The organism is Brevibacterium sanguinis, from assembly GCF_039528855.1.
GTDB lineage: Bacteria > Actinomycetota > Actinomycetes > Actinomycetales > Brevibacteriaceae > Brevibacterium > Brevibacterium sanguinis.
Genome location: NZ_BAAAMB010000014.1, coordinates 1 through 12,774 on the forward strand (window position 1 = coordinate 1; position 12,774 = coordinate 12,774).

General features: G+C 67.1%; 14 protein-coding genes and 1 pseudogene. 13 read left to right on the plus strand and 2 right to left on the minus strand.

Annotation, left to right across the window (positions count from 1 at the left end):
- The 4 genes from ABD154_RS14805 to ABD154_RS14820 form a co-directional block, all read left to right on the plus strand.
- A partial coding sequence (locus ABD154_RS14805; RefSeq protein ID WP_344251525.1) for a DUF4158 domain-containing protein occupies positions 1-1,051 on the plus strand: 1,051 nt, incomplete at its 5' end.
- On the plus strand, positions 1,024-3,006 hold the full coding sequence (locus tag ABD154_RS14810) for a Tn3 family transposase (RefSeq protein WP_344251526.1): 1,983 nt from the start codon (positions 1,024-1,026) through the stop codon (positions 3,004-3,006). The genes ABD154_RS14805 and ABD154_RS14810, both read left to right, overlap by 28 nt.
- A gap of 844 nt (positions 3,007-3,850) precedes the next feature.
- On the plus strand, positions 3,851-4,162 hold the full coding sequence (locus ABD154_RS14815) for a hypothetical protein (RefSeq protein WP_344251527.1): 312 nt from the start codon (positions 3,851-3,853) through the stop codon (positions 4,160-4,162).
- Between the two features lie 121 nt (positions 4,163-4,283).
- Positions 4,284-4,715, plus strand: a complete 432-nt coding sequence (locus ABD154_RS14820) for a thioredoxin-like domain-containing protein (protein WP_344251528.1) — start codon at positions 4,284-4,286, stop codon at positions 4,713-4,715.
- Between the two features lie 55 nt (positions 4,716-4,770).
- Here the strand turns inward: ABD154_RS14820 and ABD154_RS14825 are convergent, their stop codons facing one another.
- Entirely contained in the window at positions 4,771-5,160 is a 390-nt protein-coding gene (locus ABD154_RS14825) for a heavy metal-responsive transcriptional regulator (RefSeq protein ID WP_344251529.1), read from the minus strand.
- A gap of 530 nt (positions 5,161-5,690) precedes the next feature.
- On the opposite strand from ABD154_RS14825, the gene ABD154_RS14830 reads away from it, so the two are divergent.
- The 9 genes and pseudogenes from ABD154_RS14830 to ABD154_RS14860 all read left to right on the plus strand — a co-directional run bounded on the left by ABD154_RS14830 (position 5,691) and on the right by ABD154_RS14860 (position 12,356).
- Complete coding sequence (locus ABD154_RS14830) at positions 5,691-6,656, plus strand: cytochrome c biogenesis CcdA family protein (RefSeq protein WP_344251530.1); 966 nt, start codon at positions 5,691-5,693, stop codon at positions 6,654-6,656.
- Positions 6,653-7,201, plus strand: a complete 549-nt coding sequence (locus tag ABD154_RS14835; RefSeq protein ID WP_344251531.1) for a TlpA family protein disulfide reductase — start codon at positions 6,653-6,655, stop codon at positions 7,199-7,201. Before ABD154_RS14830 ends, ABD154_RS14835 begins: the two co-directional genes overlap by 4 nt.
- Before the next feature lie 127 nt (positions 7,202-7,328).
- The gene (gene merA / locus ABD154_RS14840) at positions 7,329-8,771 is read left to right on the plus strand and encodes a mercury(II) reductase (RefSeq protein ID WP_344251532.1); all 1,443 of its coding nucleotides are present in this window, start codon (positions 7,329-7,331) and stop codon (positions 8,769-8,771) included.
- A gap of 44 nt (positions 8,772-8,815) precedes the next feature.
- On the plus strand, positions 8,816-9,481 hold the full coding sequence (gene merB, locus ABD154_RS14845; RefSeq protein ID WP_344251533.1) for an organomercurial lyase MerB: 666 nt from the start codon (positions 8,816-8,818) through the stop codon (positions 9,479-9,481).
- Positions 9,482-9,568: 87 nt separating this feature from the next.
- Complete coding sequence (locus tag ABD154_RS14850; protein WP_344251534.1) at positions 9,569-10,933, plus strand: dihydrolipoyl dehydrogenase family protein; 1,365 nt, start codon at positions 9,569-9,571, stop codon at positions 10,931-10,933.
- 298 nt (positions 10,934-11,231) lie between these two features.
- Positions 11,232-11,318: pseudogene (locus ABD154_RS17975) on the plus strand (hypothetical protein); the annotation flags it as partial.
- A complete protein-coding gene (locus ABD154_RS17980) occupies positions 11,319-11,630 on the plus strand; it encodes a recombinase family protein (protein WP_425546736.1) in 312 nt (103 codons plus the stop codon). It begins immediately after the preceding pseudogene.
- Positions 11,561-12,100, plus strand: coding sequence for a recombinase family protein (locus ABD154_RS14855; RefSeq protein ID WP_425546735.1), 540 nt, complete (start codon positions 11,561-11,563; stop codon positions 12,098-12,100). Before ABD154_RS17980 ends, ABD154_RS14855 begins: the two co-directional genes overlap by 70 nt.
- Positions 12,084-12,356, plus strand: a complete 273-nt coding sequence (locus tag ABD154_RS14860) for a recombinase family protein (RefSeq protein ID WP_344251536.1) — start codon at positions 12,084-12,086, stop codon at positions 12,354-12,356. The genes ABD154_RS14855 and ABD154_RS14860 overlap by 17 nt, the downstream gene beginning before the upstream one ends.
- Positions 12,357-12,449: 93 nt before the next feature.
- On the opposite strand, the gene ABD154_RS14865 is transcribed toward ABD154_RS14860, so the two are convergent.
- The gene (locus tag ABD154_RS14865; RefSeq protein WP_344251537.1) at positions 12,450-12,746 is read right to left on the minus strand and encodes a hypothetical protein; all 297 of its coding nucleotides are present in this window, start codon (positions 12,744-12,746) and stop codon (positions 12,450-12,452) included.
- Between the last annotated feature and the right edge of the window lie 28 nt (positions 12,747-12,774).

A 12,774-nucleotide genomic window follows, 5' to 3' on the forward strand; every position in this document is an offset into this window, starting at 1 on the left:
TGAACCCAGCCGCTACACTGGCGGCATAAACCCGGAGGTCAACCAAACCTTCAGCGGACCCATCGGTCGGGAGGAGCTGTTCCGGTTCTTCACCTTGACTCCGGCTGATGTCGCGTTCATCGATCCTTGCCGGGGTCGGGGCCAATCGGACCGGTTGGGGCTTGCTGTCGCCGTGTGCACGTTGCCGTGGTTGGGGTTTGTGCCGGACGAGGTGGCGTCGGCGCCGTGGGCGGCGGTGGTGCGGCTGGCCGGGCAGCTTGGGGTGGATCCGGATGCGATCCGGTCGTACGGGCGTCGGGCGAAGACCCGGACCGATCATTTTCGGCTGGCGGCGCGGTATCTGGGGTGGCGCGCGCCGACGGTCCTGGAGTTGAAGGAACTGGACGAGTTCCTGCTGGCGCGGGCGATGGAGCATGACTCGCCGACGTTGCTGGTCCGGCTGGCGTGCGAGTATTTGATCTCGGCGCGGGTGATCCGGCCGGGGCCGGTGATGGTGGTGAAGCGGGTCGCCCACGCCCGGGAGGTCGCGCGGCGGGAGACGTTCGACCGGCTGGCGCACGAGTTCACCGGCGAGCGTCGCGTCGGCCTGGACGGGTTGTTGGTGGTGGACGCGGGGATCGGGATGACCCGGCTGCGGTGGCTGGGCACGGGTCCGGTGGATGCCTCACCCGCGGCGGTGAAGGCAGAGATCGCGAAGTTGGAGTTCCTGCGCGGGATGGACGCGCACACCTTGGATTTGTCGGTGTTGCCGGCGGAACGGCGCCGGTTCCTGGCCACGGTGGGCCGCCGGCTGACGGCGCAGGCGTTGACCCGGCGTGAGCCGGAGCGCCGGTACCCGATCCTGCTGACGCTGTTGGCGCAGTCGGCGACCGAGGTGTTGGACGAGGTGGTGCAGTTGTTCGACCAGGCGGTTTCCGCCCGGGAGAGCAAGGCTGCGCACAGGATGCGGGACGTGCTGGCTGAGCGGGGCAGGGCCGGCAGGCGCTGCTGGACGCGATCCTGGCCATCGTCGCCGGCCCGGCGGTGCCGGACGAGGAGGTCGGCGGCCTGATCCGCGGGGAGCGGATCGGGTGGGAACGGCTGCGTTCGGCGCAGTCGGCCGCTCTGCCCCCGTTGCCGCGCGATCATGGGCATCTGGCCGTGCTGGAGGGCTCGTATGGGTATCTGCGGCAGTTCACCCCGCAGGTGCTGGAAGCGGTGCGGTTCTCCGGCGGTACCGCCGCGGCCGAGCTGGTGAAGGCGGTGGAGATCCTGCGGGAATTCAACGTGACCGGTGCCCGCAAGGTCCCTGAGGACGCGCCGACGGGGTTCGTCCCGGACCGCTGGTACGGCTACCTGGAGACCGCGGCGAAGACGGGCAGCGTCACCGCGTACCGGCATTACTGGGAGTTGTGTACGCTGCTGGCGTTGCGGGACGGGCTGCGCACCGGGGATGTGTTCGTGCCCGGCTCGCGCCGCTACTCCGACCCGGCCGCCTACGTCCTCACCCCGGACAAGTGGGCCGATCAGCGGGTGGAGTTCTGCCGGCTGGTCGGCAAGCCCGCTGACGCCGCCACGGGGCTGGCCGAGGTCGAGCAGGAGCTGCACACGGCGCTGGGTGAGCTGGAACAGACCCTCGGCGAGGGCGACGGGCGGGTCCGCCTGGATGAGGCCGATGACCTGGTGATCTCGCCGTTGACCGCCGAGGACGTCCCGGCCGAGGCGACGGCGTTGAAGGCGGAGCTGACCGAGATGCTGCCGTTCGCGCCGATCGTGTCGTTGCTGATCGAGCTGGACCAACGCACCGGCTACCTGGACTGCTTCACCCACGCCGGCGGCAAGCAGGCGCGCAGCCCGGAGCTGAAGCGGAACCTGATCGCGGTCCTGATCAGCCACTCCACCAACCTCGGCCTGACACGGATGGCCGACGCCTGCGGCATCTCCTACGACATCCTGGCCTGGACCGCCGAGTGGTACGTGCGGGAGGAGACGCTGAGGGCGGCGAACCTGGCGCTCATCGGCTACCACCAGAAGCTGCCGCTGACCCCGGTTTTCGGCTCCGGTACCTTGTCCTCATCGGACGGTCAGCGGTTCCCCACCCGCGGAAAGTCCGTCACGGCCAGGGCTTTGAGTAGGTATTTCGCCCATGAAGGGCTGAGCACCTACACGCACGTGACCGACCAGCACACCACCTACGGCACGAAGATCATCGTCGCCACGAAACGCGAGGCGCACTACGTCCTCGATGAAATCCTGGGCAACGCGACCGACATTCCCGTCACCGAACACGCGACCGATACGCACGGGGTGACGCTGGTCAACTTCGGCCTGTTCGACCTGCTGGGGTTGCAACTGTCCCCGCGCATCCGGGACCTGGGCAAGCTCACCCTCTACCGGACCGCGCAGAAGTCCGAGATCGAGTCGGCGTTCCCGCTGGCCGGGCCGTTGTTGACCCGGCGGTGCAACCTGGATCTGATCGCCGGGCACTGGGAAGATCTGCTCCGGCTGGCCGGGCCGCTGAAGTTCGGGCATGCCACCGCGTCGCTGCTGGTCGGCAAGCTCTCCACATCCGGTCGGCAGAACGCGCTGGCCGCGGCGCTCAAGGAGTACGGGGCGCTGCGGAGGACGATCTACGCCGCCCGGTACTTGGCGGACCCGGCATATCGCCTCAAGATCTCGCGGCAACTAAACAAGGGCGAGTCGCTCCATGCCCTGAAACGGGACCTGCTCTACGCCCACGCGGGCACCATCCGGGCCCGCCACCTCGAACAACAGGCCGAGCAGGCCTGGTGCCTGACGCTCGTGACGAACGCCGTGGTGACCCGGACGACGGAGTACTACGGCCTGGCGGTGGAGTCGATGCGCTGGTCCGGGCGGCGCATCGACGACGAGGTCTTGGCCCACATCTCCCCGGCCCACAGCGAGAAGATCAACTTCGGCTCCATCGACGTCGACATCGAAGGCGAGTTGGCCCAGCTCGGCCCCACCGGATACCGGCCCCTGCGGGTGCAGGACACCCTGTTCTGACCCCGGACAGCGGTGTTGAGCGGCGGCGAGGTGCGCGGCTACCGCCCGGCAGACCACATCCGCGTCACCCACGGCCAGGTCGCCCTCGCCCCCTCCGCCGACGGGCCCTGACGATGCTCCGCTTCCATCAGGAGCATCTGGCGAGTGCCGAAGTGTCGTTTTCCGAAGTCGTCTGCACGGTATGTCCGAACCCGTCTGCACCAGCTCTGAAGTCTTGCTACAGGAGCCGTCACACGCTCGGGCTCCCCTTCGGTCGCCGGTCAGGCGTCCGACGTGGACTGCTGCTGGCGCTTGCCGGCGACGGTGATGAGGATTGCTGAGAGCGCGCAGGCGAGGAGCAGGATCAGACCAGCGCGGTGCTGGCCCCCGGGCGGTGAACAACCTCGCCGTGTCCGCACTGACCGCGACCTACGCGGCGGGCAAGGCCATCGTGGACCTCTCCGCGGCCCAGTCCGCGATCACGGAGAACAGCGAGTAAAACACCCCGTCACCGATGACCACCGCCGCGTCAGCGCGGCGATCAGCCCCCCGCCGGTCACCAACCGGCGGGGCGTTTCATGCCCGCCCGTCGTCACGGACCGTGACGGCCCCACCGTCAAATAGCGCGACCGGTAACAGACGGCCGGAGGGCCGTCGCTGATGGGTTCCCCACCTCTGCCCGGTGATCTTGAATGGACCGGCCAGCTGGCAGAGTTCGGCGCGGCGCGCGGGAAGCACCATTTGAGGGTATTTCCTGACCAGTATTGACCTTCCACTATGGGGGAAGGTCAATACTGGGTGTACGAGCCTGACCACCTATCGCCTGCTCCGGCCCCCTTGCGGCGGAGCGTTGAAAGGAACGACCTTGTCAACTTCTTCCAAGGCCCAGAGCAGCCGGACAGGGCTGGCCGTCGGCGGTTTTGTCCTGCTGCATGTGCTGTGCTGCGGACTGCCGCTGCTGATCGCGGCCGGAGCGCTGGGTGCGGCCGGCTCATTCCTGGGTAATCCGTGGGTCATCCTTGCCGCTGTGGCCCTGGCTGGGGCTGGACTGCTCATGGCGCTCCGGCGCCGCCGGCCGGGCGTATCGGGTGAGATGGAGGACTGCTGTGCTTCCGCTGCCGCCTCCGGCGAGGATCGCAACGCAGACAGGACCTCGCAGCCCACCGGCAGCCGGTGATCGACGGTCACCCTGGCCGGAGGGCCGGGGATCAGGCGCCGCGGGGGGGTGGCCTTCATGGCAGACGGTTCTGGCGCTGCTGCTTGCCAGTGCTGCAGCAGGAACCCTGTTCGTATCGTTCATGTTCTCCTCCGCGCCGCGGGCGGACCAGGCCGGGGAGGGCCCGGCGCCGGCGGCAGCAGCCAGGTTTACCGCCGTGACAAGCCAGGGGGAAAAGGTGCCGGTGCCGGGCGGATCGAAACCGAGCGTGCTCTTTTTCTTCTCCATCGGGTGCGGCGCCTGCGGCCCGGGAATCCGGGTACTCGCCGAGGTCCAGAACATCTCACCTGCTGCCGCGAACTATGTCGCCGTGGACATTGCACCGTACGAAACGGCCGAGGAAATCAAAGAATTCCTGGCCGGGAACAACGCCTCATCCCTGGCCTTTGCCTCTGACTCCGATATACGGCTCGTCACCGCCTACCAGATCAACCAGGTAAGCACCGCTGTGGTCCTGGACGCTGCCGGCATCGAGGTCTTCCGCGGCGTGAAGCCAGGCGCGGCGGAACTGTAGGCGGCACTGGCTGCCGCGGGAGCCGACTAAGCGAACCGTTTACCTGGAGATCGGCTCAGATGTAACTGCAGATCTGTTCCGAGTCGCAGCACTCCGGGTCGGCCGCCTCAGCGGTTACATATTGTTCGGCCACGGTTGCCCGCAGAGCGGTGAGCTCTGCGATTTTCCGGTCCAGGTCCTTCAGTTGTTTCCCCAGAACGTCCCGTACGTGGGTGCACGGCGTCAATCCGCTATCGTGGATCCGCAGAATGTCCTGGATCTGCGCCAGGGTCAGCCCGGCGACCTGGCTGCGGCGGATGAATTCGAGGCGGCTGAGTGTGTCGTGGGCGTAGTCACGATAGCCGTTGGCGGAGCGTTCAGCCGGCGGGAGCAGGCCCCGGTCCTCGTAGAACCTGATCGTCTTCGTTGTCATGCCCACAGCGACAGCAGCTTCACCGATTCGCATGTCGGGTCCTCATCTCGTTCCGAAAACGCATATAACCCTTCCATTGTACTGGAAGGTTCCGCATCGGCACCCGCTAACCAACACCCGTCGCCAGCTTGACCTTCCCCCATGGTGGAAGGTCGATGATGGGTTGAGACGGAGTACCGGCCGTCCGGGTTCTTGTCAGCTATCCCGCGAGGGCCGGGCAGGAAGCCGGACAGAGGAAGGATGATCATGTCAATAAAGGCGAAGGGCCGGGAGCGCCCGGGCCTGGTGCTTGCGGCGGGGGCCCTGCTGTCCTCCCTTGGTGTTGTGATGGTTGCGCTGGTGTGCTGCGGGCTGCCGGTTCTTGCAGGTGCAGCCGGTGTTTTCGCTGCAGCCGCGCCGATGGCCGGCAACCTCTGGATCATTGTCGCCGGCGCCCTTGCCGCGGCGGTCCTGCTTATGCAGGCGCAGTGCCGGAGCAGCGCGGAGAAAGGGACGGGTTGTTGCGCCCGGTCCCGGCAGTCCCGGCCCGGTGCTCCTGCCGTTAGGGATGCGGGGTCACCGGCATGACGGGTGTTTTGAGTCTGGCCTTTCTGACCGGGATGCTTGCCACGGTGAATCCGTGCGGTTTTGCGATGCTGCCAGCCTATCTGGCGTACTTTATCGGTTCCGGACCCGGCGCGGGACGGAAGCGGCCGCTGCTTGCAGGTCTTCGGGCCGGGGTTGCCCTCAGCGCCGGCTTCGCCGCCGTCTTTGTTACGGCCGGCCTGCTCGCCGCTGTGGGTCTGCGTTCGGTGGCGTCGGCGCTGCCCTGGGCCGCGGCGCTGATCGGAGCCGTCATTGTGGCCGCCGGCCTTGGCATGGTGTTCGGATGGCAGCTGCCCGGGACAAGGTTGAACCTGCCCCGGATTCTGAAGACGGACGGGACCGGTTCGGGGTTAAGGGCGGTCTTTGGTTACGGGGTGGCGTATGCGGTCGCTGCGCTCTCCTGCAGCCTGGCCCTGCTGTTGGCTGTCGTCGCCCAGGCCGTGTCCACCGGAAGCCTGGCCGGGCTGCTGGCGGTCTTCGCCGCCTACGCCCTGGGCTCCTCGGTGATGCTGGTCCTTCTGTCCCTGGGCGCAGCGGTGGCGCGGGACGCCGTGGCGCGCTACGTCCGAAAGCTGCTGCCCTTCATTAACCGCCTCGGTGGAGCCGCGCTCATCCTTGCGGGCATCTACCTGCTGCTCTACTGGGTGCCGGCCCTGTCCGGCGGGCAGGCCGGGGGGATCATGAGCGGGGCAGTCACCGAAGCCAGCGCAGCGCTGTCCGGTTTTATCTCGGGCAACTGGCCGATCATCACCTTCACCGCGGTGGCCGCCGTCCTCGCCGCCGTGGCCCTGTCCCTGCGGCGCCGCACCAAAAGCAAGGCAGGGGACAACGGCAGGCCCGCGGAGGGGGCTGAGAGCAGCGAGAGCACCGAATCGTGCTGCAGCCCCGCACCCCACCACCCCGAGACCGCGCCTGGGCGCACCAGCCAGCAAGGAAACCCATGACAACGACCAGAAACCACCGGCGGATCTTCACCATCACTGCCGTCATAGCCGCCGCGGCGCTCGTCCTGATCCTGGCCCTCACGGCGCTGAACCGCGGGAGCGAAACTAATCCAGCCGCCGGGTCCGCCGGTGGAAACAATGTGGACAGGATCGAGATCACGTCCGTGGAGGGTAAGGCCCTCACCGTTCCCTCCACCCGCCCGACAGTGCTGTATTTCATGGCGAGCTGGTGCTATACCTGCGTTCCGCAGGCAGAAGCGATGGAGGAAATGGAACAGGAATATGCCGATAAGGCAGACTTCGTCGCCGTGGACGTGACGCCGGAGAACACAAAAACCGAGGTGGACCAGTTCCGTGAACTGGCCGGCAATCCCGGATACCCCTTTGTTGTCGACCGGACCGGCCAGCTCACCCAAAAGTACGCGGTCACGTCCCTGGACAGCACCGTCGTCGTCGCACCCGACGGTGAAGTCCTGGGCCGGGCTGACTCCCGCCCCATGAAGGCCGATGCATTGAAGGCATTTCTAGACACAGCACTTCCGTAGCAGCGGAAACCACCCATCTATTCGCTCCGGCTCTTGACCTTCCCGTCCAAGGGAAGGTCAAGACTGGGGACAGCACGCACGAGAAGAATGCCCCCGGGGTGTTCATCAGAGACTCCATGGAGGATTAATGCCTGAGGCAGCACCGGATTTTGATTTGGCCGTGATCGGTTCCGGAGGTGGTGCCTTCGCCGCCGCCATCCGGGCCACCAACCTGGGCAAGCGGGTGGTGATGATCGAACGCTCCACGGTGGGCGGGACCTGTGTGAACACCGGGTGTATTCCCTCCAAGGCCCTGCTGGCCGCCGCCGAAGCGAGGCATGTCGCTTTAGACGGGACCGGAAGGTTCCCCGGCATCAGCACCACAGCCGCCCCGGTGGACATGGGGGCACTCATTGACGGGAAACGGTCCCTGGTCGAGGGCATGCGCTCGGATAAATACGTGGATCTGGCCGCCGACTACGGGTGGGACCTGCGTCAGGGTAGCGCGGTGTTCGCCGGCACCCCGGAGGAACCGGCCCTGGAGATCACCGGGCCCGACGGCGCCCGCGACTCCCTGACCGCCTCCCATTACCTGGTCGCGACCGGTTCAACCCCGTGGGCACCCCCGGTGCCGGGACTGGATGAGGTTGACTACCTGACTTCAACCACCGCGATGGAACTGGACGAGGTGCCCGAGTCCTTGATCGTCTTCGGCGGCGGGTACGTGGCCCTGGAACAGGCGCAGCTCTTTGCCCGCCTCGGATCGAAAGTGACTCTGCTGGTCCGCTCCCGGCTTGCCTCCCAGGAGGAACCCGAAGCCTCCCGTGCCCTGATGAGCGTCTTCGCCGACGAGGGCATCCGCGTGGTCTGCCGCGCAGCCGTGACATCGGTCCGCACGGATCCCGCCGGCGCAGAGGTCGTTGTCACCGCCACGGTGGCCGGGGGCCAGGAGGAATTCCGCGCCGCGAAGCTGCTGGTGGCCACCGGCCGACGCGCCGTCACGGACGGACTGAACCTGGACGCCGTCGGCGTCAAAACCGGCGACACCGGCCAGATCCTGGTCGAGAACACCCTGGCCAGCTCCAACCCCAGAATCTGGGCCGCAGGGGATGTGACCGGGCACCGCGAATTCGTCTACGTCGCGTCCGCCCACGGGACCCTGATGGTGGAGAACGCCTTCAACAACGCCGGGCGCGAGGTCGACTACCGGCACCTGCCCCGGGTGACGTTCACCAGCCCGGCACTGGCAGCGGTCGGCATGACCGATAAGGAAGCCAACGAGGCGGGCATCCGGTGTGAATGCCGGGTCCTGCCCCTGGAATACGTTCCCCGGGCACTGGTGAACCGGGACACCCGCGGTTTCATCAAAATCGTGGCTGACAACAACACCGGCCGCATCGTCGGGATCACCGCGGTGGGCAAGGAGGCCGGCGACCTGGCCGCCGCCGGGGTGTACATCCTCGAGGCAGGAATGACCGTTGACCAGGTCGCCAATCTCTGGTCCCCCTACCTGACCATGGCCGAAGGGATCAAAATCGCCGCACAGTCCTTCACCACCGACGTCTCCAAACTCTCCTGCTGCGCCGCGTGACCACTTCATCCACCAAACGATTCACCCCAACGAAAGGACCCACCATGACCGACAACGCCACCCAGATCACCGAGCGCCTGGCCTCATCCGAAACCGGAATGCAGCCCTGGCTGTGGCTGCCGCTGATGAGACTGCTCGCGCAGGGCGATCCGGTCGACATCGACGACCTCGCCGCGACGACCGGCCGACCAGTCGAGGAAGTCCGCGCGGCACTCGCAGCTGTGGGCGACACCGAGTACGACGGATCGGGGCGGATCATCGGACAGGGACTGACCCAGCGGGCGACCCCGCACCGCTTCGAGATCGACGGGGAACAGCTCTACACCTGGTGCGCACTGGACACCCTGATCTTCCCCACCCTCCTGGGTGGCTCCGCGCGGATCGACTCCGCCTACAAGGCCACCGGGACGCCGGTTCGGGTGGGTGTCGATGCAACGGGCGTCACCAGCGTCGAGCCGGCCACCGCCGTGGTGTCTCTTGTTGACCGGGAGGGCATGAGCTCGGTCCGCTCATCCTTTTGCAACCAGGTCCACTTCTTTGCCTCACCGGAAGAAGCCGCACCCTGGCTCAAGGACCACCCCGAGGGCACCGTGATCCCCGTGGAGGAGGCCTACCGGCTCGCTTCGGACATGGCCGGAAAAATGCTCGCCGGGAGCGAAGCCCAGATCGGCGGAAAACCGGGGAGCAACGTGCGCAGCTGCAGTTGCTGACAAGGCGCCCCCGGGCACCACAGTGCGTGCCGAAAGACGTTTGACGAGAAGAACCCGAAAGATCAAGCCAATCTGAAGGAGATCAACGTGAACGAACATTTCGATGTGGCCGTGCTTGGCATGGGGCCCGGCGGGGAGGTCGCCGCGGACCGCCTGCTGAAAGCAGGGAAGAAAGTAGTCATCTTCGAGCGGGAACTGATCGGCGGGGAATGCGCCTACTGGGCCTGCATCCCGTCCAAATCGGTCCTGCGGCCGCCGGAGGCCCGCATGGAGGTACAAAAAGCAGCGGGTGTCAGCGGCGCCGAACTGGACTGGGAAGAAACGGCCAAATACCGGGACTACATGATCCGGAACCTGGACGATAAAGCCCAGGTGAACGGTTACGCGAAGCAGGGGGCCGAGGTGTTCAAGGAGGAGGCCCGGCTCACCGGGCCGGGCCAGATCCGCGCCGGAGGCCGCGACATCACGGCCGAACACCTCATCATCGCCACCGGGTCGGACCCGGTCATACCGCCCCTGGAAGGCATTGAACAGATCACGGCATGGACCAACCGGGAGACCTACACGGCCTCGACCCTGCCCGGACGGGCGGTGATCGTCGGCGGCAGCGCGGTCGGGGTTGAAACCGCCACGTTCCTGGCACGCTTCGGCGTCAAAGTCACCCTGGTCCACCGCGGACAGCGGCTGATGGACCGGGAAGATCCCCGCGTCGGGGAACTGGCCCACACATACCTTCAGGAAACCGGCGTCGACGTCCGCTTGGGCGCAACCGCTGCCCGCGCCCGGCGCGAGGGCGCCGACAGCATCATCGAACTCCGGAAAGCAGGCGGCGAAGACGGCGGGGAAGTCGCGGCCGACGTCGTAATTTTCGGCACCGGCCGGAAGCCCCGCACCAAAGGGCTGGGCTTTGAACAATCCGGGGTCAAGCTGGGCGACCGCGGTGAAGTGCTGGTCGACGAGCACTGCGGCGCCGCGGAGAACACTTGGGCCATCGGGGACGTCACAGGCATCATGCCGTTCACCCACGTGGCCAAATACCAGGGAAGGATCGCCGCCGACGCCATTCTCGGCCGGCTCCGCACGGCCACCTATGACGGCATCCCGCGCGTGGTGTTCGCCGACCCCGAAATCGCCGCCGCCGGGCTGACCGCCCGCCAGGCACAGCAGCGCGGACTTCGGGTTGCCTCGGCCGAACTGGATCTTGCCAAGGCCATCGCCCGGCCCTGGACTTACGAGAAAGATCCGCGCGGCCACCTGGGTCTGCTGGCCGACGCCGACCGGAAAATCCTCATCGGTGCCTGGGCAGTCGGGCCGATGGCGGGTGAATGGATCCATCAGGCCTCCCTGGCCATCCGGGCGCAGATACCCGTCGACATCCTCCTGGACCAGGTCGCACAATTCCCCACCTATCACGAGGCCTACCACGCGGCACTGGAAAAACTGGACCTCTGACTTCCCCTCCCTGCCTGCGGTCTGGACGCCGCAGGCACGAGCGGGTGACGGGAAATTCTCGCAGCCTTCTAAATCTCGAAAACGGTCCATTCTGAGCAAACCCGCCACGCCGCCCGGAGGACCGCCGCGAGACCCGGATTCACTCTCAAAACCCGTTCTCATACGAACTGGGCCCGGGCAAATTGTGGGAGAGGTTTGTGAGAAGATGCCCAGGTGAGCAGCGCACCGGACTCCACCCCCACCGACGCCGACGAGGTCGAACGGCAACCCTGCCCCCGGTGCGGTCGAGGCGGGCTCGCCGTGCCGGTCGCGCTCCGGCACGGTCGCTGGCACCTACCACACCGGCCGGTTCATCAAAGTGCCCCGCCTGGCGAAGCGGCTGCGGGTGCCGACCCCGGCCGACCGGGGGACGGGCCGGCTATGGCGGCCGGGCACCCCGCCGCCGGCGCCGATCCCCACGGACACGCCGGCCACCGACATCAGGGTGGGCTACGCCCGCTGCTCGCACCTCACCCAGGAACTCCAGTCCCAGCTCGACGCCCTGGAAGCGCACGGCATCGGTCGCGAGAAGATTTTCGCCGAGAAAGTCTCCACCCGCGTACGGGTCCGGCCGAAATTCGAGGCCGCTTGGAAGCCTGCCGCCAGATCAAGGCCCACGCCCCACACTGCCGGGTCATCCTCACCGTCTACGAGATGAAGCGCCTGGGCCGCGACTCCGCCGAGCTGACCGCACTGGCCGACCATCTCACCGCGCACGGCATCGCCCTGGAGATGCTAGCCGGGCCACTGCCCGGCATCTACGACCCGACCGGAACCGGCCGCATCTTGTTCGCGTTCTTCGCTGCGATGGCCGAAACCGAACGCGAGAACATCCGCGAAGCCACCCTCGAAGGGCTCAACGCCGCTGCCCGCCAGGGGCACCACGGCGGACGCCCCCCGGTGATCACCAACGACATGCTGCACACCGTGCTCCGCCGCCGCGCGAACGGCGAATCCGTCGAGGACATCCGTCCGGACCTGATCATTCCCGCCGGCAAGCGCAAAGGGAAAAACCCCAGCCCGGCCAGCATCTACCGCGCACTGGGCGAACACGCCAAGCGGCAGGCGCACCCCGAAGCCATCGAACAGGCCCACACCGACTTCGCCGCGCATGAGGCGACTACCTGATCGGTGCCGCTGGCCGACCGGATCATCGCCGGTCAGCGATATCCGCCTGATTTTTCCCGAGTACTACGGCGACCCCCACCTCGACATCGCCCGCACCTACAGTGACGAAGCCGGCGCTCGACCGGAGCTGGCACAGCTGCTATCCGACGCCTCGGCAGGTCGGGTCTCCGTCGTGTTCGTCGCCAGCCTGGACCGGCTCGGCCGCACCCTCCCCGCCGCGCCGCAGATCATGGCGGACTTCATGACGCCGGCGTGAACGTCTACGCCGCGAACCACGAAACGCGCCAACTTGCCGGTGTCACCACGTTTGCCGACACCCTGGCCGTCGCGATTCGAGCCTCCTCTCGCCTCAGGCGCTGGCCCGCGCGCGCCGTCCGCCCGGCCGGATCGTGACGCCTTCCGCGGCGAGTGCCCGCCTGACCGCCTGCTGGCTCACCCCGAACCGCAGACCAACCTCCATCAATGTCAACCCACCTGCGTACAGCTCGACCGCCTCAGCGAGACGGGCCTCATCGAGGCCGCGCCTGCGGATAGGGACTGACCGGCGGACAAGATGCGCCGCCACGGTGCGGCGGTGAACACTGAACCGCTCGCCCAGCTCCACGAGGGTCGCACCCGCCTGGTACAAGGCCGCCAGCTCGTCCACTCGTGCCGGGCTCAGAAAGGTTTGAGTC

Coding starts and splice junctions, on each gene's coding strand:
- ABD154_RS14820 (WP_344251528.1), top strand. CDS start 4,284: ATGTTCTCCTCCGCGCCGCGGGCGGACCAGGCCGGGGAGGGCCCGGCG.
- ABD154_RS14825 (WP_344251529.1), bottom strand. CDS start 5,160: ATGCGAATCGGTGAAGCTGCTGTCGCTGTGGGCATGACAACGAAGACG.
- ABD154_RS14830 (WP_344251530.1), top strand. CDS start 5,691: ATGACGGGTGTTTTGAGTCTGGCCTTTCTGACCGGGATGCTTGCCACG.
- ABD154_RS14835 (WP_344251531.1), top strand. CDS start 6,653: ATGACAACGACCAGAAACCACCGGCGGATCTTCACCATCACTGCCGTC.
- merA (WP_344251532.1), top strand. CDS start 7,329: ATGCCTGAGGCAGCACCGGATTTTGATTTGGCCGTGATCGGTTCCGGA.
- merB (WP_344251533.1), top strand. CDS start 8,816: ATGACCGACAACGCCACCCAGATCACCGAGCGCCTGGCCTCATCCGAA.
- ABD154_RS14860 (WP_344251536.1), top strand. CDS start 12,084: ATGAGGCGACTACCTGATCGGTGCCGCTGGCCGACCGGATCATCGCCG.